Source organism: Butyrivibrio sp. XPD2002 (genome assembly GCF_000423945.1).
Lineage (GTDB): Bacteria > Bacillota > Clostridia > Lachnospirales > Lachnospiraceae > Butyrivibrio.
This window is the reverse complement of record NZ_AUIY01000012.1, coordinates 133,112-157,014: the sequence shown is the minus strand read 5'-3', so window position 1 is coordinate 157,014 and position 23,903 is coordinate 133,112. Positions and strand designations below refer to the sequence as shown.

Below are 23,903 nucleotides of genomic sequence, written 5' to 3'. Positions count from 1 at the left end.
CAAGATTATTTTATCTTATTTTCGCTAACTTTAAAACGTATTTGCCAAAATCTCTTTTCTTCGATCATTCTTCTATAATTAAGAAGATTCTCCCTTATTACCTGGGGATCATCCACCGGAGCTATCTGATATCCCGGTATTACAGGAACAATCCTTGCTGCCAGTGAAGCTGTAATCGCATGGTCTCCGCAGCTGATTATGTATTCAGGCCTAAGCTCCCTTATGGTACTCAGGATTATATGCATCTCATCCTCTGAAGGCATCCTGTCATCGCACTGGAAGTAGGGAACCGAAAGTCCTCTTACAAAAACATTATTGGCATTTGCCAGGTACTGCATGGAATTGTGACCCTCTATTCCGAAAAGCGGTACCACATTTGAAACAGGAAGGAGATCATTCGTATTAATAATAAATGTATTCTGACACATGCTTACCATTATCTCCTGCGCTATGAGATTGGTAATATGCGTCTCTCTGTGTGTATCCGTCAGATACTGCTGGGTCAGGATGATCGTCTGATCACACTTTCTACTGGTCAGCTTCATGAAAGGTCCGGTATCGCCCAGTCTGTCGGCATAATATTGTTTACTTCTCTTAAATATTTTGTGGAATAACCTGTCAGACTCTAATGTAATTATGTAAGGCTTTTGGTAGGATAAATATCTTGCCTGCATAAGTAGGAAAAATCTATAACGTTCATCTATTCTCATTCCATCTACATAAGCAAGAAATTCGGTATAAAAATCCTTACTGTCTGTAAGGCGCACCATTAAATGAAGATATGCCACATGGCGCAGCATATCCGGGGTTTCCTCCCTGGGGAGGAAATAGACACTTCTCTTAATGCGGTCCGCCAGCTCCTTTTTACCCTCTGTAGATAGCGCACCGCTAATAATCCGTGCTCCGATCTGCAACATCTCGTCAAAGCACTCCGTGATATCATCACATGTAAGTATCTCAACTATTCTGTTTTCGTATTCCTTTACAATCGGAAGTTCGTTCACTTTATCACCTAGTTCTTTGTATCATAGAACTGAGGCGGTGTAATCTTGGACTTGTTCATTGTAAGGTAGTAATCAAGAGCAGCTTGGGAGGATTTTCGTCCCTGATTCATCTTATTCCTTGCCACACTGAAATAATTTTTTGCGAGGGCGCTGTTGCGCTTTTCGCCTGCTTCTATGGAGTTTGATAAATCAGTTATCTGTCTTATAAGATCCTGAAAAATCCTTATCCTTTCTTTATGTTTTTCTTTGTTCTGGTCAAGCTCTTCTTTTACTCTTTCGTACAAGCTCTCAAATCCGTCATTCAGATTATCGACCCGCCGTATCAGTTCGCCTTTGCGACTAATTGCTTCATCGAAACCTTTTTCATCGAATTCTGTCGTACTTTCAAGTATTTCCTTCTGAGTCTCATTTTCCTTAACGATCTCATTAAGGACTTCAATCTTATCCCTGAGACTGTCTTCCATCATGTCCAGATATGACTCTGTCACTTTTATTTCCCCACTTTCTTCATATAAATAATCATTTTATGCGCCAGCCGGCACTCTCTGAGGAGCCGGAGCCTGTCCCCTTGCTATCTTGATAGCTTCCACCCAGGTATCACGCATGGTGTGAATATGCTTATTCACCTCATTCATGATCTCCAGTGCATCCTCTCTGTGAAGATCAGCTTCCACAAGCCTCTTCATAAGATAGTTGTAAACATTTTCAAAATCCTTTGCAACAGGATATTTCATATCCAGGGTGTTGTTCAGATAATCAATAATATTTTCTACCTTAAGAAGATATGTTGTGAATTTCTTTTCATCATTATTTTCAAGGCCCATAATCGCAATATTGCAGAATTTTATGGCGCCGTCATAAAGCATCAGAGTGAGCTCCTCAGGCTTTGCCTGCTGGATTTTAGTATTCTGATACTGATTCATTTGCTTTGCGTAAGGATTTCTCGTTACCGGCATAGAACCACCTCCATGTTGTAGTCTTGATAGCCATTATTTATATCAGCCTGTTCCCAGCATACCTGCCAGAGAATTGGTCTGCTCATTTAGCTTGGTCATCGCTTTTTCCATCTGGGCAAATTTGTCGTAATACTTATCCTCGACAGATCCCAGCTTATCCTGAGCTTCCTTTAGTTGCTTCTTATACTTATCAACCTGCGTTTTCATCTGCTTATCTTCATATAAGGTATAAGCACTTGAAAACTCCGTTGACTTCATAAGATCGCCAAGCTTTGAGTACATCTCAGATGATATCTGCTTGAAGAATTTTGTTACCAGCTCCGGATCCTTTTCGATCTTTGCCTTTAACTTATCTTCTTCATTACTCTTAAGATCATCATCCTCATCGCCGTAAATGTGCCATTTATATCTGTCGCCCTCTTCTGCTTCGAAGTATCCAGGTGTAGCAATATGGAAGGACCAGAATGATGTCATGACCTGAACTTCCTTACCGGTTTCCTTATTGATATCAGTTTCACCCCAGTCATAGGATTTCATCATGATATTCTTCATTTCATTCATGACACGGAAGATTGTCTGATCTCTGGACAGAAGACCATCCTCGATCTTCTTGTTCCATTCCTCTATTTCATCATCCGTCATTTCATCCTTCTGCTCTTTGGTAAGGATGTCATATTCCTTGGCCTCATCTGCATTGTAAAGTGTATACATCTCTCCGATCAGGTCGTTGTACTCCTTTACAAAGTTCTTGATCATATCATAGATTCCGCTGGTGTCATCCTTTGTTGTAAGGGATATATCCTCTGCCTTCTGCTTTGCAGTAATGGATAATCCGTTAATATCAAAGGTATTTGTATTTGATGTATACTCAACACCATTAAGTGTGATCTGTGCATCCTCACCTGCGTTATAGGTTGCTCCGTCAGAAGCATTAAGGCCAAGCGCATTTACTACGTTCAGGTCAGATGCATCAAGATCTATCTCAAAACCGGCGTCGGCACCTGATTCGTTAGATGCCATATACATGCGTCCCTGAGTTGCGTCATAGCTAGCATTTAAGCTATAGCCATCGCTGGATTTAAGCTCCTTTATCTTGGAAATGGCATCTGCTATTGTCTCATCTCCCTTAAGCTCAATCTGGAATGTCTCTCTTGTATCTTCTTCTCCATCAGCTGGCTTTGGACCAAATTTGATGGTTATCTTATTCTTTACTTCATCAGCTACGTCAGTAGTTGCTCCATAGCCCACCAGATTATCCAGGGTAGTAGTAAGACTAGCCTTGCCATCACCACTCTTAGCCTGCACCTTGCTGCCTGTCATATAGGCGCTGCTTGCAAGCTTATCTACTGAGAGCTTCTGAACACTGTTCATAGCAGTACCGCTTGTTACGATCGATACTGCATCATTGTTGGAAGACTCAGTGGTTTTCTTTGTATAACTTGAATCAAAACGCAGATTACTTAATGTCTTATTGTAGAAGTCCACAACCTTCTTGTTGAGCTCCTTCCACTTATCCATCTTCATATCATGCTTTTTCTGATCACTTTTAATTTTATCTACTTTTTGGGACTCAACCTTCGTCAGCTCGGTGATAATACTCTCTGTATCGAGCCCGGAAGCAAGTCCGGTTATTCTCATGGTCATATGGTGCTCCTTTCTTAATGGGGCATAACCTGCTGAAAATGAGATTTCGCTTGCGAAATCTCTGCGCGCCCGCGGAATTGCGAAGCAATTATCTCCTTATCGCGGGCTGTGCATCCTTTGCTTTTTCAAGCCTTGTCTTGAAAAAGCGCAGAATACCCCTTGCACATTCAAAAATAGCTTTCGAAAGTGATTTTTATCCTCTTTCGTCGACCATAAGTCCAGCTAATTCCCAAGCTTTTGCAATCATATCCAGTGTTTTCTCCGGCGGCAGCTCTTTGATTGTCTCTCTTGTGGTCTTATCCACGATCTTAATGGTGATACGATTTGTATCCTCGTGGATTCCGAACACTGCCTCAGAGTTGTTGAACATTTTCTTGTTCATCTCACTGATTGCGTTCTTGATTCGCTTGTTCTCAGCTTCGATCTGTTCTTTTGTCCTCTCCTGACGGGTAGGCACGTTGCTGCTAGTATTTTCCTGAAGCTCTACCTTAGATGCCGGCGCACCTGTAGACGGCTGGTTCAGTGAAAAATCAGGCTTCTCCTGATTCTGCCCAGCTCCTTCCTGGAATGATACTACTCGCTCAGTTTTCTGAATGTCAGGAATTTGTGTTGTGCTGATTGCACCTACGTTACTGATTGCATCCATAGCCATCACTCTCACCTCCTTGTGTAATTTACAGTGGCTATCCCTTTCCACTTTTTTCAAGGTAAAATCTGTCCCCTTTACAAACAGACATACCTATAGTTTCCTCTATCCATTATATCGGATGTAAATGCATAACATTTAGGTTCTTATAATTATTTAATAAAATGTTTATCCCTGGATAATAAAAAGGCAGCCCCGAAGCTAACTTCGTGACTGCCCCATTAAACTTATCAGAATTATTTAAGCAGATCTGCCAGTGCGGAAATACCATCCGCATTTGTTGCTGCTTTGTTCTCCTCCTGAATCTGAAGGTAAACCTCCTTACGATAAATAGGCACTTCCTTGGGTGCGGCGATTCCCACTTTCACCTGATCACCCCTGATGTCTAAAATTGTAATCTCTATATCATTATTAACGATGATAGACTCATTCTTTTTTCTAGATAATGCTAACATAAGCTCTTCCTCTCCTTTTTTATACCTTGCTCCTCACAGAAGTTTCGTGTAATTATTTTCCGGCAGCTTCCTTCTGTTTCTGAAGATAGTCATAAATAGGGTATTTAACAGGATAATCATCATCGTCGATAATGATCTGACAAGCCTTGCAATTACCCGAATTAATAATGATGGGTCCCTTAAGATTAACTGTCATCTTGGTAATATCCTGCGGAACAGTTACTGTTACAAGGATAAGAAGGTCCTCATCCTCAAGCGGCAGAATATCCTTTATGCTCTCCTCTTCAACAACGGGGTTGAAGTCAGGTTTAACATAAAGCGGATCCATAACAGGCATGGCAAAAACCGGGTCATCAAGTGACTGAAGCCATCTAATGTTGTTTGATTCTTTATCCTTATCATGCATCAGCGCAAACTGTGTCATGTCCGGAAAACCAATGATGCCCTTCGGAAACTCGATGATCTTGCTATCTTCAATCTCAATCTCTCCGAAAATTCTGGTCTTTAATTTCATTCTGGTGCCCCTCCATATGAAAATATGTGAATGCTGAATTTCAGCATTTTCCTCGAACTTTCTGTTATTAATTATTGTAACAAATTAACGGTTTTTTGCAAGCCAAATGGTTTTGAACCTGATAACCAATTACCATTAAAAATTTATTAAATATAATTCATAAGGCTGTCTTTTGAAATCTTACCTGTTGCCATAAGTGCTGCCTGGTAGGTCAGCTGTGCTGTTGCAAGATTGGTTGCTGTCTCTGCAAGATCAGCATCCTCATTATCAGACTGCAATGACTTGAAGGTCGTGTTCTGATCCTGAAGTCTTGTATTTATTAGCTCGAGTCTCTTACTTCTTGTACCATTATCAGTTACTGCCACATTTGCCTTATCAAGTGCTACCTGGATGCTTGTGATCTTGTGCTCGAACTCCTCCTGGATGTTCTGTCTGAGATAATCATAAGCCTTCTTGCAGGCATCTATCTCATTTTGTACTACGCTTATCTCGTCCTTATCGGTCAGTCCTGCAAGCTTATCCTGAAGAGTTGTAAGTGTTGTATTTACCAGATTGATATTAGCTGCTATCTGCTCAAGATCGAATATATCTCTCTTTATCGTGGTTGAGAAAACTGATGTAGCTGCTGTATTTATGGTGATTTTCTGAGCATATCCCACATCGTACTGAATCTCATGAGGTGCATTACCACCATTGTAAATAACACCGTCTCCATCGACACATGCGAACAGGTTCTGAGGTCTGATGTCACCCTCCTGCCACTCCTTCTTATCATAGACCACATCAACAGTGTTGGAGTTTGTGATAAAAGGAAGTGCTGAAAGCTTATCATAGAGATAATCATTCAGAAGGACTTCTCCTGTTTTCGCATTCAGATAAACCATGTTGTTATAGGTCTTACTGAACTCCTCATAGGCTTCTTCAAATGCCAGCTCATCATCTCCTTCGTTTCCGGAGTTATAAGCCTTCCTCTTAGGTGCATATTCACCCTTAAGCTGTCTGTAGGCTTCATCTATTTCATCCTCTGTGGATGTTGAATAGATAATATGATCTGTATCTATAACTATTGTAGTTTCCTTATAGGATGAATGCATACTTCCGTTTGCAGTCACTTCAAGAACTGTCTTAGTCCTGTTTTCATATTCATCCTGGGATGTCTCTTTTTCAATTGTATATGTTCCGTCACCGTTTACTGTGGCTACGAAATCATTATCTACATCTATCTTGTACTGCTGCCCAACAGGTCCAAGAAGCGGAACCGTTGTCTCGTTGTTACCGTCTTCATCTGAAAATGCCAGTGTAGATACGCTTGTAGTCTGCATAGATACAACTGCACTTTTTATACCTGTCGGAACATCTACCTGTCCGTCTCCGTCGCCATCTGTGAGAACTCCATCCTTACTTACCTCGAACTGGTACATATCAAAGGTTGTAAGATCAGTTACATTGATGATGTATCCTCTCTCAGGATGTGTAATGCTTGCGCGCTCTGCGGTGCACTGATAGTTTCCTACTGTAACCGTATATATGTCAGACAGGGGAACATAAGCTATCTGCTCCTCACCTGCTTCGTTGACGAATTTGAGATCAAAATATGTAAGGTCTGTCTCAGTTATGGATGATGTAGCTTCCTGCGGCAGATTTTCCCTGTATTTCAGCGCTGCCTTATTCTCATCGCCAACTGTATAATCCAGATCATCATAGGATAATCTTATTCTTCCTATATCCACCTGACGGATATCATCCTCTTTGGTTTCATTTGCATACTTGCCCTGTGTAGTAGCATCAAGCACATTACCGGCATCCAGATACTGCATATTCAGGGTTCTGTAGGATCTGCTGATATCAGCTGCGTTGAACTCATCATTTATATCCGTGAAATTCTCAGTTGTGGGCTTTCCGTATGAAAGTGTGGTATCTGTGCGGAAGCCTGTGAAAACATAACGGCCTGCATAGTCCACATTTCCTGTGGAATAGTATTCCTTTGACAGGGCGCTAAGCTGTGTTACCAGAGTATTTAAATCTGCCATGGTAAGATCTTTATTCGCGCCTCTGTTTGCTATACTGATCGCATCTGTCAAAACGTCAGTTATAGTTGAAAGCGCATCCTCTGTAACATCCATCCAGCTCTTTGCATCCTTCGCATTCTTCTGATAATACTGATCAAGCTGTGTAACTGTTGAGCGAAGTCTCAAAGCTCTGATGGCAATAACCGGGTCATCGGAGGGTCTGGCTATCTTTTTTCCGGTAGCCATCTGTGTGTTGACCTCATCCTCTGCGACCTTGTTGTTATTGATGTTGTAGAGTGAGTTATTGTTCATGATCTTGTTGGTAATTCTCATGGTAAATCCCTTTCTTATACGCCCGTCTGGGTGATAAGTCTGTCATAGACCTGTGTTAATGTATTTATCATCTTGGAGTTAAGCGTGTAGCTGTGCTCGTACTGAACAAGTGCGGATGCTTCTTCATCCTCATCAACACCCATTACTGAAAGTCTCTGGTTGCCGATGGTCTTTTCAAGGGCTGTGTATGTACCCTCCAGTGTCTCTGAGTTGCTGGCGTTAAGTGCCACATCACCAAGTACCTTATCAAGGAACTCACCGCTTGTTGCGCCTCGGAATATATCTTCCTTTGAAAAGAACTCTCCAAGGGTTTCGATATTCTTGTACTCTGATTCACCCTCTGTGACATCCATCTTGGTTGCAAGAAGATCTGAATTAGCTCTGAGCTCTCTTGTTACTATGAAGTTACCTGCTGTCAGCTCGTAATAGCCCTTGTTGTTTGAGAGTGATGTGAGCTGCGGGTATGAAAACTGTGCGCTGGAATCCATATCGCTGGTTCCGGAGAGTATGTACTGACCTTCCTGAGAGTCCGCTGTGAAGCCCTTAACCATGATGTCGTTAACTCTGTCGGAAAACTTCCTTACCCACTCATTCATCTGCTGCATGTAGTATGGAATTCCCTGGTATGAAAAATCAGCGCCAACAGTTGCTGTCCTGTATTTAGGAGGTGTTGTGGATCTTGTACTCTCTGCCGTAAGTATGAAGGTGTAGGTATCACCGCCGTCATACTGCCACTCCTCGTAGGAATATATCTTACTTGCCACTTCGATTTTTCCTGCCTGAGGAAGTGTACACTTTGTCATATCCATAAGGTTCGGGTCTGAAACCTTGATGGTAACTGTTGTAAGTCCTGTTTTTGAATCCTTGATGGAATCCTGAACCTCTCCGCTGAAGTAGAAGCTGTTATTTCCATCTCTCATATCGATAAGCCCCTGGAGCTCTCCTCCAATAAGCTTATTATCAAGATCAAATACATCGAGCTTACTTGTGTTATCACCCTCCTTATAGTTGGCGGGCGCCCACTTGATGTCGTAAAGTCCGACTATATCGCTCTGATTAACGTTTTCATTTGCTTCTCTAGCGATGCAGATAAGCTTTTTATAAGCATATCCGTCCAGTAACTGCTGCTGTCCTGCGATATTTACTATAAGTCTTGTGGCACCGGTCTCTCTCTCAGGATTGCTGGCATCTACCACCTTCGTTTCCTTAACATCTATATCGACAATCTTTGACAATTTATCAAGAAGATCATCTCTCTGATCCCTAAGCTCGTTTGCCCTTGATCCCTGCATCTCGATGACATTTATCTGTTCGTTGAGGGAGCAGATCTGCTGTGCGTAGGAATTTATGGTATCGCAGCTCATTTTTATTTCCTGGTTGATATCGTTCTGAAGCTGCTGCAATGACTCAGACATGTGATTAAAATAATCTGTTATCTGTGACAGCGATGATACGAATGTAGCCTTTGTCTCAGTTGTTCCTGATGCCTTCATAACATCCTGAAGTGCTGACTGCATCTTGGTGAAAAGACTTGAGAATCCGGTTGTTCCATCGTCCTTAAAGTACTCCTGAGCCAGCTGGTTGAAGTAGTTGCGCTGAGTTACTCTTCCAAGAAGTGTCTCGTTAGTTCTGTACTTTACGTCATAAAACTCATCGCGAACTCTTTCAATAGCGATGGTATCAACACCCGCACCGGCACATCCATAAGTTGTGAAAACTCTCAGTGCATCCGATGCTCTCTGATCAACCTTCTGACGGCTGTAGTCATCAGTATTGGCATTAGCTATGTTATTTGCAGTTGTGTTGAGTGCTGCATTTGCCGCTCTAAGTCCTGATGCAGCTATGTTTAATCCGAAAAATGTTGAAGGCATATGTTATCTCCTTACTTCTTTTTCAAAGGAACTTCTGCTCTCGCTATCGCTCGCCAGAAGAATGCTAAAATGCCAGACTCGAAAATACCTCGTCAGGTATTTTAGCTTCCTAGTGCCGTAACTACATGCTCCAGCATCTCACTTACCACATTTATATATCTACTGGATGCATTAAATGCATTCTGGAACTCGATCATGAACTCAAGCTCTTCATCACTTGATACACCAACTATCTGCTCTCTTGCATTTGATACAGCATCTACCGTAAGCTCCTGATTGGATCTGATTCCCTTGTAAACCTCACCTGAGTTAGCCACCTGAGAAACCAGCATATTGTAATATCCAACGAAGTCTGTCTTTGTTGCCACGTTAGGATTGATCAGATACTTTGCTGTAGTAAAAGTGGCCTTCAGCTTTTCAACCGCATCCTGATCCTCACTTCCATCTGCAAGAAGGAATGTCATTGTTGTAGGCAGTTCAAGATATTTTGAATTAACTGCCAGGTTTGTGATCATGTAGCTTTTTCTTACTGTTCCTGCCTTGTGCTCATCATCGATATCATAGTTGAGGCAATCCTCTTCGTTTAATACTGTGAAAAGATCGTAATCTGAAGTTTTCCCCTCTGCCTCTCCAAGAGTAACAGGATTACTTTCGGCGTTCTCGAACACTTCATTTATTGCTGTGCAGATGTTCTTGATCATCTGGTCAAATTCTGCTTCTACATTCATGATTACTGACTGAGCTATATTTGTGTTGTAATACTGTCCTGAAGCGTCCTCTGTTATATCGTGATAGTTGGCGTGATGGTCACCTCTTGCAAGAAGAGTTGAGCGAAGCTGTCCGATATCGGTGTTCATTGCTGTGGATACGGTCTGTGTAAGGTCGAATACCTTTGCACCTCTGATATCAGTAACTACCCATTCGCCTCTTATTTCATCGTATTCCTTTTTCGCTGCGAACTCCCAATAAGGAGTGTTATATCCAACAGCACTTCCGCCCTTATCTGCAGGAAGCTCATTGTCGCATGCCATGTGATTTACATGATCTGTAGTTACGAACTGTGTTCCTTCATACTGTACAAGTACGTTTCCGAAAACATCCTCGTAATAGCTTATTCTTCCAAGCTTTCCAAGTCTGTCCAGGAGGAGATTTCTCTCGTCACGAAGGTCATTTGCATGCTCCTGATGTCCGGATTCTATCTTAACTATCTCCAGGTTCAGCTCTTTTATTCTGTCGCCGATGTCATTTATCTCTTCCACCAGATCCGCAACCTTGAGATCCATGTTGTCCTGATAATTAGTAAAGCCTTCATATACACTCTTTGCTCTTGTGATGAACTCGTTTGCCCTTGTTACCAGAGTGCTCTGATTGACTGCGTTTGTAGGGTTCTTACTCATCTCCTGAATTGCAACCCAGAGGTTATTCATGGACTCTGCAAACTCTGTGCCGTTCATTTCCTGAAGCTGATCCTCGATCTCTTCAAGGGTTGTTACTGACACGTCATAGAAGGACTCTCTGCCTGTTTCCTGCCTGTAGCTCTGGTCAAGGAAAAGGCTTCTGACCTGCTTACAATTGTTGTAAACAACGCCGAGTCCGGTCTGTTTCCAGGAAATTATTCTGAAATCCTTTTCAGTGGTGATGTAGGGGCGAGTGCCCTGTGAAACCTGCTGCCTTGTATAGCCTTCCGTGTCTATATTGGCCATATTGTGAGATGTGGTATTCAGCGCATTCTGTGATGTCTGAAGTCCAGAAGCTCCAATATATAAACTTCCCATTAAAGATGCCATGTACTTACCTCGTATATATCAAATAGCTGATTTCAGCCTTTACACAAAGCTCTTCATATTCTTTATCGGCTAATTAAGGGGTTTTCTTAGAATTAAAATGAAAAAATATCAGGAATTCCTTACGAATGTGCGGAATTTCCATAAAAAAAATCGAGCAGGATACACGGTCCCACTCGATTTTAAATGTCTCAAAAAATTTTACTGCTTCGCATCGAAGCGTCCCATAGGTGCTACCGCTATGAGGTCGCCTCTGGTGCCTGCATGTCTCGTATAATTGGCAGTCTCAGGCGCACGCCTTGCAGACTGAATTATATTCATCTCGTACTGCACCATTTCCAAAGAGCTCTGAAGAAGAATCTGATTCTGATCATTTACTCTCTGGACATTGCTTGATATTGATTTAAGCTTATCTCTCTGGATTGCCAGACTTCTCTGTTCATTAGGTCTTGAATTAAGCATCCTTACAAGATCGGTAAGCTTAAGATCGTTGCCCTTTTCTCCGATTACCTCTGCAATGCTGTTCATTACTGCTTCACGTTCCTTATCCACTGCAGAAATAAGGGAAACCACCGCCTGCTCATCCTCTGTTATCTTTGCAAGCTTCTTTAAGTCCCTCTCGACTATAACAGGCGTCTTTTTTCCTGATAAATCAAGGAGTCTCTCATATAATGCACATTCTCTGTCGAGAACGTCTACAAGATTCTGCAATAAGCTAGCCATGTCTATTACCTCGCTAAATAACTATAGCAACAAGGAAGGTCTGCTCTCGCTTCGCTCGCCAGACCTGGCACATTCACCAGACTCGTAAATACCTCGTCAGGTGACTGTCCCAAAAAAGGGCATAGATATAGAGCCTGCCTAATTTCCATCGGAGCTTAAACCGTTTGATTAAGCCGGCTCTAATAGTTTCTATATAATGTTTTCATATTTCTCAAATAGATTCGCTGAGTCTAGCGAGGAGCTTATCTGCAAAATCCTCTCCGCTAACGTCATACGTTCCGTTCTTAATTGCACTCTTGATAGGTGCCGTAACGTCCTCCCTGACATCCGGAGCCTCTTTCACAGCCTGCTTAGCAATCTGAATGTCCTTTCCGATTGAAGAAATCTTCAGAGAATCAGAAACATTACCTGTCTTCTGAGTCTTAGCGGTCTTATTCACTTTGCTGGTGCCATAAACTTGCTGAATCTGGCTGTAAGCTTCTATACGCATATCGTTTCCTCCTTCCTTGGAGAATTTCTTTAGTTCTACTACATTTATCGGCGTATTTTCTATTTACTTTAGAGGGTTTATGAAAAAAAATCAATTGATTTTAAACTCTACCTCTAAATGCTCCCCCGAATGACTCTATCTTGTGGATAGGCATCCCGGCATACCCTATCTTGTAGTGTCTCCTTAGAAAACCCAAGGTGTTGTGTCATTTCTTCCCCACCGATAATAATATCGGACAGCACTTTAGAAAACTTAACCCCTATTTCAAAAAAAAATTTATTTTTTTTTTAGAATTTTGTTCAGTCTGTGAAAACACCCTCAAGAATACCTAAATCCTCAGTCACAACAACCATTCCATCAGGAAGACCTTCTATTCCATCCGCTGCTCTTATTTCCAGAGTTACTGCTTCTCCTTCATCGAAGTAGCCAAAATCAAGAACCTTCTGGCAGGAAGCATTACCATAGCCGCTAGTGAACTCTCCATTCACATATATCTCAAGTGATCTGTCAGCTCTAGTGTCGCGGTTCATATAGAAATAAAGCTTTCCACTTATCTTCGGATGTATCTCATATATACATGTATCGGCAGAACCCTTATCATCCGCCTCATTATCTCCTTCATTAAGCTGCAGGCATTCAGCTTCCTTAAATACCTCATCATCTCTTCCGGTAAATTTGTTCCACAACATCTCCTGGGCTTCAAAGGGATTCTTTGTATCCTCAATGCACTCTAAAAGCTCCGGAATCTTATCCCCTGTAGTAAACTCTGCTGGAAGAGCCTCCCTCTTTTCATAATCAACACCATTCATAATGTATCTGATACCAAGAATAGCATCGGCGCATCTGGTGTTACCCTCTTCATACATGGTATAGAGACCATTGTCATTAAAGCCAAGCCTGTACATGAAAAGGCGGTTCTCAACCTTTAGAAGACTATTATAGGTTGTGGTTCCAGGGTACCCAAAGTGCAAAGAATCATTAGGAGTTCTGGGCGAAGTAGATTCTATACGATACCACTCCATTCCCAATGCATAATCTTCTTCGCTTCTAATATCCTCCAGAGTAGCCCTCGTCTCCTCGCATTTAGCCATGTAGCCTGTTTCTGTCTCCGCATTCATTGATGAATTTCTGTATATACATATAAAATTCATCGATATATCGGCAGCAAAGACAATGGCCAAGATAGCAAGAGCGCCCATATTAACAATATTCCTGCCACAAGAAAGCGCAATGAGCAGCACTTCAACTGCGCACAAAACACCAGCATTAACAACCCATGCCTTATTTCCAATAAATCCAGGCTTTGATAAAAATGCAATCGCAAATAAAACTACCGCAATTCCACCTGATATAAGCACTCCTTTTAAATCTATCCCCTTGTAGTTCACAAGATTCAAATAAACAAGAGTCACGCACACAAAGGAAAAAACAAAGGAATACCTGTACAGATACCCATAGGCCTCCGTTCCTCCGTGAGCCAGGGTATTAAGCGGCTTAATGCAGAAAAACATCATTATCACCAAAAGGTAAATGCCCATAAGCACCTTGGTCTTTCTGCCAATAGCCTTATTAAAGAAAAACAAAACACAGGGAATAATAAGCGCTGCACCAAAATAGATATTAGGCATCCCTTCCATGATTTCCAAGGAATCATAGCTCATGCTAAAGAGCTTTGGAAGAACAGCAATTGGAGAGATATATTTTCCGATTGCCTCTGAGGATGGCAGATACTTAGCAAACGCACTTGCCATTTTGCCTGAGTGGTCCTTATTGCTGCCCATAAGAGACATCGCAGTTGGAATCAGGAACCAGGCATCAAGAAGGAGCGAGCCTAAAGTTGCAGCTATAAATTCAAAAAACCTCCTGATCCCATTTTCATAAATGCCGCCAAAGCACAGCAGAAATGCAAGTAATCCCACAAACATCAGCACCATAGCTGCAATATAATAATTCATCACCACCATGATCATGACAGAGACGACATAAATAATTCGTCCTCTCTTCTCGTCACGCATCATCATAAAGAGCCCGATAAGCACCACCGGCATCATGATCACTGCATCAAGCCACATGATATTAGTCATGTTTGCAATCATCCAGCCGCTAAATGCAAAAGCAACAGAAGCTATGATATTAGAAAGGCCTATACAATTAAAAAGTCCACTTGCCCAACCATTCTCATCCTGTCTCTTTACTCTTCCAAATTCTTGTTCAACAGGAAACTTATCAGAAATATATGAAAAGAACACCGAACCAGTTCCAGCCATGGCCGCAAGCTTTAACATAATAAGGAAGGTTACAGCCACAGGATAATAGCTATCAGGAATAAGCACGAACATCAAAAGAAAGGGGCTTGTCAGATAATATGCCCATATTCCAAGCATCTTAGCTCCAAGTCCGCAGTTATCAGAATAGAAAAATCCATCCTTCCCATGAAAAACATTGCTGTAATATGAGAAGAAATCCACGTACTGCTGCTTCATATCCTCATACAAAAAGGTCTTATCCCCAAAGGGCGTAATATGCAGCACTACGCAAAGCGCCATAAACAAAAGCACAGCAAAAAAAGCCGCTATTAAAGCGGTAATAGCAGCTTTTTTCTTAAAATCAGAATGATCTATTTTATTTTCCAACTGGCAACCATTTTTCATAGCTTACCCCAACAAAAGATTTATCTCCTCTTCCATTGCATATTATACACTACAAAAGCTTAATATGGCATTGTAGAACTATCCTGAACTATCTTCCAGTTCTCTTTTTTCCTCATATCATCATGGACAGCGAGCCACATATCAGGTAAAAACTGTGTTCCGCAGTTAGCTCCCACATCATGAAGGTGAGATGCAAGCACATACTGGTCATGGGCAAACTTCTCATCGTTATTGATTTCCTTACCGGTGAAGGGATTCACAGGATTATCAATAATTTCGCTAACTGCCATGGTGGGCGTATCAGCATTTGTCATGAAATCCTCACAGGTTGATAACTCTCCCTCAGCGTCAAAGTCCTTCACAAGTAAAAGCGGATAATAGAACTGTGCATCAAGCATCCAGTTACTTCCGTCATCAAGGATGAGATTATCAAGCTGCTCCAAAGCTCTTCCGTGGTCAGCTGTAATGATGATCCTTGTGTTATCATAAACACCTTCATCCTTCAGATACTGAAGCCACTCACCCACCTTCAAAAGAGCAGCCATATTAGTCTGATAATGAGCAAGGAGCCAACCCTTTTCTGCATGGAGCTGTACTCCATCCACCAGGAATCTGTCAGCATGAGCCTCATCATACTCGGTATTATCCACATTTGCAGCGGGCACATACTCAGGCTCCTGCATCAGCATAGGCTCATGAGTCGTGTCATTAGACATCATAAGGAAGTTATTACCCTCTTCCGTTATAGTAGTTATATTCGTAAGATTCTCCAGAACAGTGTAATGATCCATACACTTTGCACTTATTCCGGTTGCTGCGTGCGCCTTGTGTCTCTTCTGCTTACCCGGAATTGCAGGATCAGCATAGTTATTATAGTTAGCACTGTTATAGAGTGAATTCTGTGCAAAAAGCGGACTAGCCTTCATAAGGCTGTAGCAGAAGAAATCTTCCTTCCTTCTCTCGATGCTGTCCTCCTTCTGCTCAGTAGGTATGAACTTACCTGCCGCATGGTATGCCTTAATATCAGGATACTCATCATAGATTGACAGGTCAGGTGTCCACTGATATCCCGCATAGGGCGGCTCTATAACAGTTACATCATAGTCATTTTCATCAAACAGAACCGGCAGTACCTTAAGTGCCTCATTCTGTTTATCCACCAAAAGCTCGGAATCCCTCTTGTTCATCTCCTCAGGAGTGTACTCATAACCACCAAAAATCGGAGCTGATCCGAAGTTGGTGCAGGGTCCAAAGGAAATTGTATTTGGATAATATGTAAATCCTGAATAAACCTCTTTAAGCTCCGGCTTTTCATTCATAATATAGGGAATGTAAGCATTCATGGCTCTGTCCAGCATGATAACGATAACATTCTTGCCGTTCTTACTTAAGCTAAAGCTTGGCACATCTGCCTTGGCGTATGCCACATCATCAGCGAGCTGCGCTACAGACTCCTGAATCTTCACCATGTTGCTGCCTGACATGATAGCAAGGGCAAGTGCCGCTATTGAAACCACAGACGCTGTAAGCTTGGGAAGCTTTTTAACAAGCAGTATGAAAACTGCAATAACCGCCAGCACCACTCCGAAATTTATCATTTTCTCTGATAATAAAAACTCAAAGCCCTCTTCATACTCAAGATCGGCAGTAAGGGTTCCCAGATTATTTCCAAAGAACATGTAATCAACTGTAGCAACAGCACTTACAACTACGATCAGCTTATCAAAGAAAGGTCTGAACTCTTTTCCTGCAAGCCAGTAGAAAACTCCCATCCATATCACAAAAGCACCTGCAGCCAGGCAGAAGGAGCTGACTATATACCACAGAGGATTTACGTAATAGTTAAGATCCACAAACTCCTGGGGTGATGACTTTATAACATTTGAAGGAATAACAAGTCCCACCAGCACCACCATATAAAGAGCACCTGCCCAGAAAAGCTTTGCATTGGGCTGATCCTTATTAGCCTTCACAAGCTCAGCCTTTTTCTTCTTAAGGAGCATCACGAAAAGCGGAACCATGCAGCCAAGGCCCAGGACAACGATAAGAGCCTTGTGCTTCATATTATCGCTACTATAGAAGGCAGCACCATAAACAGCTGTCACTGCTCCGATAACCGCAAAAAGGATGCTGAGCACCTTTTTGGGATTCTTAAGCTTATAGAAAATTGTTTTTATAAGTGAAAACAGATTGTTCAGAGTCCAGTAAAATACCAGGCCTGATGGTGAATCATACAAAAAGATGAAAAAAAACACCGCCATTGAGTACAGCTGAACCTTGGTCTTAAGGGGATAGCCCTTGGTGAAAATCGCACAGGAAACAAGGTTAATTCCGGTCATGAGAATCGGAAGAAGATTTATTCCAAGTGCACCGATTTTTATAAGCTGATCCGGAGCTCCAAGGTCAGAAATTATACCAAATGAAACTCCCTGTAAAATCCAAAGATTAGACAGAAACTGATATGCAGCAATGAAAAAGGGTATTTCAAGAAATAGTGATATGGATCCCTTGAAAACGTCTGTCGGTCTGTAATCATTCTGCCTGTAGTAGGTCTGAAGCATCATCATACGCTCATCGCCCTTGAAGGTCTTCTTTATATGAGCAATGCCGTCATGGAGCTTAGCTTCGATGTCTCTCTCCTCCTCCTGAACTGCGTCAGCTCTCTTATAGAGAGGCAGTACCAGAAAATTGATAGCGAGACTCAGCGCGATTATTGAAAGGCCGGGATTACCGATCACCTTATTGGCAGTTATAAAGACCAGCTCAAAAAAAACTCTGAGTGGTCTGATAAGCAATGTGTATATTATTTCTGAAATACTCATTTTTACTTCCTGTTTCTAATTCGAAAGCTCACATCAAATGCAAAGCGCCCGGTCAGGCGTTCTCTGCATTCTCCTTTGTAAGCTCCTCATACTTATTCATAAGCCAGTCCACAGTCCTCTTTGTGCCCTCTTCGTAGTAGCACCAGGTCTCTGATCTGACCTCTTTTCTTCCCTCAGCAAACCTAGGATCCTCGATACAGGTATCGATCATCTCCTTAAGAGAATCCATCTTGCTCTCCTCCAGCTTCATTCCGATTCTTGGAAGAGCTGTGAGAGTCCATACCTCTTTCTTAAGCCACCATGCATCGTATGGCGCGGTATCAAACTCAGTATCCGCATAGATGATAGGCTTATCGTAAACAAGTGCAAAATCAAATGTAACACCTGAAAAGTCTGAGATCAGAATATCTGCTCTCTTTAATACCTCGAAGTTATCGACATCCCTGTTCCATTCAAGTCTGTCGGATTCAGGATACTTTTCCATGATCTTATCCAGCATTTCCTTCTCGGATACGAAGGACTGGGGATGAGGACGAACAATAACGTGATACCCTGTGTCCAGGAGCTTACCTATGATATCTCCTCCAAACTTTGAGAAAATAGCGCTCGGTCCCCATGAAGGAGCAAGAAGAACGGTTCTCTCATGAGGCTCACTGGGGCCGCTCTCCTTAAGACGCTTAACCATCTCGTCCATGTAAGGAAGTCCCACTACGTAGCACTCCTTCTCCGGAAGATTTCTCATTTTTTCAAGCTGCCTTACCTCATCAACCTGATACTCACCTGATAAAAGCAGGGAATCATAATAGTCGATTCCGAACATTCTGTAGAGCACAACCTCTCCCGCTGCGTGCAGGATATGACAGTAATGCTTTACGCCCTTGGACTTTTTCCACTGATAAACCTCAAGCCCCGGCGTGGTTGATAAAAGCATTGTAGCCTCAAGGAAATTCAGTCTCACGAAGGCTTTATTTGTTTCACCGATAAACTCACCCTTGATATTCTCGTAGGGATTATTGAGAGCCGGGTCATCCGGAGACTGGGTCATGTAAACAACCTTCATTCCCCTTTTATCAAGCTCTCTGCATATAGGCTCAAATACATTCCAGTATCTTTTGTTGTCCGAATAGATTACGAAGGGAAGGACTTCTCCATCGTTATCCACCTTTTTGCCTCCGCTCATCATGAACTTCAGCTTTACTATTCCAATTCTTATAACATATCTTATAGCCCCGAGAATACCTATAAGCACCGCAAACAGTATGCTTCCCGTGCCGGGGTCTATATATAAAGGCATCATCATTTCATCTTTTCCTTCATGTAACGCTTAAGAGCACTGATAAGCTTCTTATTATCAGTCTCATCTCTGACTGCAAGACGCAGGTACTGATTTCCGTCCCTGATCTTGGGAGTCAGATCCTTTATGAAAATATTTTCCCTGAGAAGTCTCATGGAAAGCTCCCTTGAATTCACATCAGAGAGTCTGCACATGATGTAATTGGCCTGTGACTCAAAGGGTGTAATATAAGGAATTGCCGCAAGCTCCTTCATAAGAGAAGCTCTTGCAGTTCTCATCTTTTCAAGAGACTTAAAGTAATCCTTATCGTACTTTTCCTTTATCTGCATGAAAAATTCGCCAAAGGAATTGATATTCCAGATAGCAACATCCTTCTTGATAAATTCAATAGTCTTCTCATCATGGCTGGCAAGCACCCCAAGTCTTGCACCGGGAACACCATAGGATTTTGAGATACTCTTTACAACATAGAGCTTTTCATATAATCCTAGGATCTTTTCCTTTAAAAGCGTAACGCTCTCGATCCCCTCGCCATCCTCGATATCTACGAAATCAACAAAGCTCTCATCGATAATAAGGATAATTCCCTTTCTCTTAGCCCAGTCGATAAGCTTCATAAGACCGTCATTACTGATGTAATTACCGCTCGGATTATCAGGATTTATCAGAACCAGCGCACTTATATCCTTATCTCCATAGAAGGCTATCAGATCATCCTCAGTATAATGATAATCATGAGCATTAGATACAAATCCCACAATCCTGTCTCTGTCGAATCGGTTAGGATACTCCTCAAAGGTCGGAGAAATGCAGCCTATCTTCATCTCCGGATCGGAAAGCAGCTTTTCCATAAGGCTCTTAATAAGCTCGGCAGCACCGTTTCCGATTACGATATGGTTCTGTCTTACTCCAAAGGCACTGGCTGCACACAGTGAATTAACCGCCATTCCGGAAGGATACTGTGTAAGAAGCTCTGTGAAATTGGACTTCATCTCCTCTATCATCTTCTTCGGAGGATAGTAGGGATTAACAAGATAGCAGAAATCCAGGAGCTTGGGATATCTCCAATAACCGCCGTAGCGGGCAGCTATTTTCTGGAAATGCTCCTCGTCTGAATTTGAAAACAGCGATTCAGCTATATCAAGATCCTGAATATTATCGATCTCATACCAGATCTGGCCATCAAGCCTCTTAGCTCTTATCTCCTTTGTCTCAAGGAGAGAAATCAGCTTGATAACAGACTCATAGTACTCATTTTCACCCATGGCCTTCTCATAGGCTGTAAGGAAGGGCACATAGGTATTCATGCAGAAGGATGCACTGAACTTATAAATATTAACTGTCTTGTAGTAGTGATCCTTCTCTGAAAACTGCAGATATTTTCCGGGAATGAAATTGGTAATGCAGTCGTCATCATCGAGCTCCATACAGGTTCCGTCCATCCAGCTCTCGAACTTATCAACAAGAGCAAGATTCTCCCTCTTATCGTTCAGAAGAGTGTCGATGACGCTTTCCTCAAATACAAGGTCAGACTCTAATAAAAGTGTGTCCTCTGCGCAAAGATAATCCTTGGCAAGAGCCAGTGAATAGATATTGTTGGTCTTGTTGTACACAGGATTATCAATGAAAACTATCTGCGTCTTGATATCCAGAGTTCCTATATAGTCGATGAGCTCTTTTCCCTTGTAACCCACAACTATAACTATCTTGGACAAATGCTTCTTATCGAGAATCCTGAGCGCACGCTCTATCATGGTGACACCGTTTACCTTCACCATGCACTTTGTATTGTCATTTGTTAAAAACTTAAGGCGCTTACCCATTCCGGCAGCTAAGATTACTCCCTGCATTACTTATCTCTCCTCCATAAACGATAGTTTATTTTTTAACCTTTACCTTTATGGTCTTGGTAACATTGTTATATGTCTTAACCGTAATCTGAATTGTGCCCTTTTTCTTAGCTGTAATAACGCCGTTCTTGGACACCTTTGCAATCTTATTATTTGAAGACTTGTAAGTATAGGTGTGACATGCAGTATTTACCTTGGGTGTAAGCTGATACTTATCGCCCTTCTTAATGGTGATCTTTTTCTTACCAAGCTTAAGCTTTGTGGGCGCCTTCTTAACCTGAACTGAAATCTCCAGGTTTACAGTGCCGTTACCGCGCTGCCAGGAAGCTCTCGCTATGGCTTTTCCCTTCTTCTTGGCACTGAGCTTGGATCCACCACCCTTTAGAACTGCCTTCTTGGAGGACTTGTATCTAAGTCCTTCTATATTTGCAAGGTCAGATGTTACATGGGGTAATTCCTTATACTTAAGGTTTACCTTTTCACCGGCACCCATCTTAAAGTCAGCATTGATAGTTCCGTTGCAGGTCGACTCGTTATCTGCATAAAGTACATAAGGAGCAGCTCCAAGAAGCGCATTATCACGCATATCTGAGATTGTTCCACCGTTTCTTACAGCAATTGATGCAGCATCGTTTTCTGAAAACTTGTTACCGTTTACTGAAGAAGCTTCACTGTTACTCTGAACAAGAACGCCGTACTTTCCATATCTGAGGTCATTGTTATCGATTTTTACGCCCCTTGCATAGAGCACGTAAACATCTGCGTAAACATTATCCTCGTGATAATTATTCCAGTCATTATAACCGGTTACAGTATTGTTGATGATTGTGAATCCTGTAGGAGTGTAGGTTCCTGCGGGATAATCATCACCTTCATTTGAACTGTGATATCCGCTTACCAGAATCGCCGCAAGAGTCGCACTGTCTCTGTCTGCTCCGCCAAGGCTAAACTGGTTAGAGGAAATAGTGATGTTGGCATTATATCCCAATGCCTTCTTACTCTCATGATCATCAGGGTAATGTGTATACCAGGGATAAGTAGTTGTATCCACACCTCGTCCTACGTTTGTAAAGGTGTTACCTGAAATAACGGAATCCTTCCACATGGTACACATGATCGCAGTATTCTCAATGTTATCAAAAACACAGTTCTTAACTGTGATGTTATTGTAATAATACTTACCAACAAGAGCTCCGTGGCTGCCAAAGCCCCTCTTCAGGTTGCGGAATGTGCAGCCTGTTACGGTGACATTTTCGCAGCAGGTATCATCATATACCTGATCCGGATAATACTTCATGGTGTAACCTGTATCATCTGAATCTTCACTATCGTCTGAGGAATAGCTATACTCATGCATAACGTCTATCTGCAGTGCTTCCAGCTCACCGCTTGGATGTCTGGTGTTCTGGAAGGTACAGCCTGTTATCTGAACATCCTTGCAGGCACCAATCTCCACTGTATGGGTAGCTGCTGTATCTTCAAAGGTAACATTTTTCATTGTAAGACCTGTCATATGGGCAAATCTTATCGGAACCTTTGTTGTTCCCTCTGCATCCCAGCATCCGCCTGACAATGTGATGTTTTGATAGTCAGAATAACCACCTACACCTTTTTTACCATCCAGAACTTGCGTTGTGAGCATTCTGCCGTTGTTATTCTTAATAGTAACGCCGCTCATATCAAGTGTCGTATTGCTTCCTATACGAAGGACGCCTCCGCTTAAGGTATATGTACCTGAAGGGATCACAATTCTGAAAAATCTTGAGTTATCAGCCTTGTAATCTTTCCAGGCATCTGAAAGGGCACCATTTACACAGCCTCCGAAGTTACCACTAAGCTCAGCTCTTGAAAGGTTATAAACTGTCTCACCGCCTGCCTCAACTGTGTCGTATGAGTACTTGAGCACAGTTGCAACTGAGAATACTGAGAAGCTGTCAGTATCGCACTCAAGTGTATATTCCTTGAGGTACTCTGTTTCCTCATGAACAGCAGCATTTAAGAACTTTAATACGCTGTCCTTTTTAAGCTCATGGGTTTCGGGGTCAAAAGCCTCCTCATCCACATAAATTTCTGTATCATCCTCTGTAGGAAGGGCTATATCTGAATCTTCCTCATTTACCTTTGTAGGAAGTGCCTCTTCATCCTCATCATGAACATGGAAAATCTTAAACTCCGCACCACCGCCATAGGTCTCCATTGAGTAGGCCTTTTCTTCGGGGAGCTTCACAGAAATATGAACACTTCCGTCTCTTGGCTGGATTTTCTCTCCATTTTCATCGTAGAGCTTGATGTCAAAGGACTCTGTCTCCATAACGTTAGTCTTAGACATATCCTGAACATCGTTCTCTATATGCTTTTCATCCTCCTCTGAGAGCTTCACGATCTGAACCTCTGTGCCCTCAGGAAGAATGTTTTCATCCGCGGTAAGTACGAACTGATATCCGTCTACCTCTTCCTCATACTTAAACGCGGCACTCTCGAAGTCATCATCAGAGTCTTCTATATCTCCTGCATCACCTGATGATACTTCCTTTTCAGGATCATCCTCATCCGCAAAATCAGCATTTCCATCTGATACGGCTTCGTCTGTATCCTCTGATTCTGTTTCTTTAGAATCTGCATTTTCTTTATCGTCAGACACCTTAGTTGCATCTTCTTCCGGCTTATCTGCATCTTCTGTAGAATCGCTCTTTTCCTCTGAGCTCTTCTCTTCTTCGGTAGTTTCATCCTGTGCATTCCCATCAGATACAGATTCAAAAAACTCCTCAGCAGTAATTGCCTTCGCAGTATCTCCGGTTCCAACACAGGTCGCCACCAAGACTCCTGCAAGTATTCCCGCCAAAATTCTCTTCATAAA

At 42.2% G+C, this 23,903-nt stretch carries 17 protein-coding genes; all 17 read right to left on the bottom strand.

Translation table 11 applies throughout. The features are described 5' to 3' along the window. Window positions 1–5: 5 nt before the first annotated feature. The 17 genes from G587_RS0107720 to G587_RS0107635 all read right to left on the bottom strand — a co-directional run bounded on the left by G587_RS0107720 (window position 6) and on the right by G587_RS0107635 (window position 23,900). Window positions 6–1,004 (bottom strand): hypothetical protein, encoded by a 999-nt coding sequence (locus tag G587_RS0107720; RefSeq protein WP_026491777.1) that lies wholly within the window; start codon window positions 1,002–1,004, stop codon window positions 6–8. A gap of 8 nt (window positions 1,005–1,012) precedes the next feature. Then, window positions 1,013–1,492, bottom strand: coding sequence for a hypothetical protein (locus G587_RS0107715; protein WP_026491776.1), 480 nt, complete (start codon window positions 1,490–1,492; stop codon window positions 1,013–1,015). Between the two features lie 36 nt (window positions 1,493–1,528). Further along, the gene (gene fliS / locus G587_RS21840; protein WP_242830050.1) at window positions 1,529–1,960 is read right to left on the bottom strand and encodes a flagellar export chaperone FliS; all 432 of its coding nucleotides are present in this window, start codon (window positions 1,958–1,960) and stop codon (window positions 1,529–1,531) included. A 42-nt stretch (window positions 1,961–2,002) separates the two neighbouring features. Next, on the bottom strand, window positions 2,003–3,604 hold the full coding sequence (gene fliD, locus G587_RS0107705; RefSeq protein WP_026491775.1) for a flagellar filament capping protein FliD: 1,602 nt from the start codon (window positions 3,602–3,604) through the stop codon (window positions 2,003–2,005). A gap of 193 nt (window positions 3,605–3,797) precedes the next feature. Continuing rightward, on the bottom strand, window positions 3,798–4,256 hold the full coding sequence (locus G587_RS24305; protein WP_051200884.1) for a flagellar protein FlaG: 459 nt from the start codon (window positions 4,254–4,256) through the stop codon (window positions 3,798–3,800). 230 nt (window positions 4,257–4,486) lie between these two features. Next, window positions 4,487–4,705: a carbon storage regulator CsrA gene (csrA, locus tag G587_RS0107695; RefSeq protein ID WP_026491774.1), complete on the bottom strand. Its 219-nt coding sequence runs from the start codon at window positions 4,703–4,705 to the stop codon at window positions 4,487–4,489. A 52-nt stretch (window positions 4,706–4,757) separates the two neighbouring features. Then, the gene (fliW, locus tag G587_RS0107690) at window positions 4,758–5,219 is read right to left on the bottom strand and encodes a flagellar assembly protein FliW (RefSeq protein ID WP_026491773.1); all 462 of its coding nucleotides are present in this window, start codon (window positions 5,217–5,219) and stop codon (window positions 4,758–4,760) included. Between the two features lie 146 nt (window positions 5,220–5,365). Beyond that, window positions 5,366–7,561 (bottom strand): flagellin N-terminal helical domain-containing protein, encoded by a 2,196-nt coding sequence (locus tag G587_RS24300; RefSeq protein WP_051200883.1) that lies wholly within the window; start codon window positions 7,559–7,561, stop codon window positions 5,366–5,368. Window positions 7,562–7,575: 14 nt separating this feature from the next. Continuing rightward, complete coding sequence (flgK, locus tag G587_RS0107680) at window positions 7,576–9,432, bottom strand: flagellar hook-associated protein FlgK (protein WP_026491772.1); 1,857 nt, start codon at window positions 9,430–9,432, stop codon at window positions 7,576–7,578. A gap of 101 nt (window positions 9,433–9,533) precedes the next feature. Then, window positions 9,534–11,219: a flagellar hook-associated protein FlgK gene (gene flgK, locus G587_RS0107670; RefSeq protein WP_026491771.1), complete on the bottom strand. Its 1,686-nt coding sequence runs from the start codon at window positions 11,217–11,219 to the stop codon at window positions 9,534–9,536. A gap of 198 nt (window positions 11,220–11,417) precedes the next feature. Further along, window positions 11,418–11,939, bottom strand: coding sequence for a flagellar protein FlgN (locus tag G587_RS0107665; RefSeq protein WP_155829450.1), 522 nt, complete (start codon window positions 11,937–11,939; stop codon window positions 11,418–11,420). Window positions 11,940–12,150: 211 nt separating this feature from the next. After that, window positions 12,151–12,429, bottom strand: coding sequence for a flagellar biosynthesis anti-sigma factor FlgM (flgM, locus tag G587_RS0107660; RefSeq protein ID WP_026491769.1), 279 nt, complete (start codon window positions 12,427–12,429; stop codon window positions 12,151–12,153). Between the two features lie 299 nt (window positions 12,430–12,728). Beyond that, entirely contained in the window at window positions 12,729–15,080 is a 2,352-nt protein-coding gene (locus G587_RS0107655; RefSeq protein ID WP_026491768.1) for a YfhO family protein, read from the bottom strand. A gap of 59 nt (window positions 15,081–15,139) precedes the next feature. Continuing rightward, complete coding sequence (locus tag G587_RS0107650) at window positions 15,140–17,902, bottom strand: YidC/Oxa1 family membrane protein insertase (RefSeq protein ID WP_026491767.1); 2,763 nt, start codon at window positions 17,900–17,902, stop codon at window positions 15,140–15,142. A gap of 52 nt (window positions 17,903–17,954) precedes the next feature. After that, the gene (locus tag G587_RS21825) at window positions 17,955–19,202 is read right to left on the bottom strand and encodes a CDP-glycerol glycerophosphotransferase family protein (RefSeq protein WP_035786063.1); all 1,248 of its coding nucleotides are present in this window, start codon (window positions 19,200–19,202) and stop codon (window positions 17,955–17,957) included. After that, on the bottom strand, window positions 19,199–21,046 hold the full coding sequence (locus G587_RS0107640) for an aminotransferase class I/II-fold pyridoxal phosphate-dependent enzyme (RefSeq protein ID WP_026491766.1): 1,848 nt from the start codon (window positions 21,044–21,046) through the stop codon (window positions 19,199–19,201). The genes G587_RS21825 and G587_RS0107640 overlap by 4 nt, the downstream gene beginning before the upstream one ends. Before the next feature lie 28 nt (window positions 21,047–21,074). After that, the gene (locus tag G587_RS0107635; RefSeq protein ID WP_026491765.1) at window positions 21,075–23,900 is read right to left on the bottom strand and encodes a right-handed parallel beta-helix repeat-containing protein; all 2,826 of its coding nucleotides are present in this window, start codon (window positions 23,898–23,900) and stop codon (window positions 21,075–21,077) included. Window positions 23,901–23,903 lie beyond the last annotated feature (3 nt).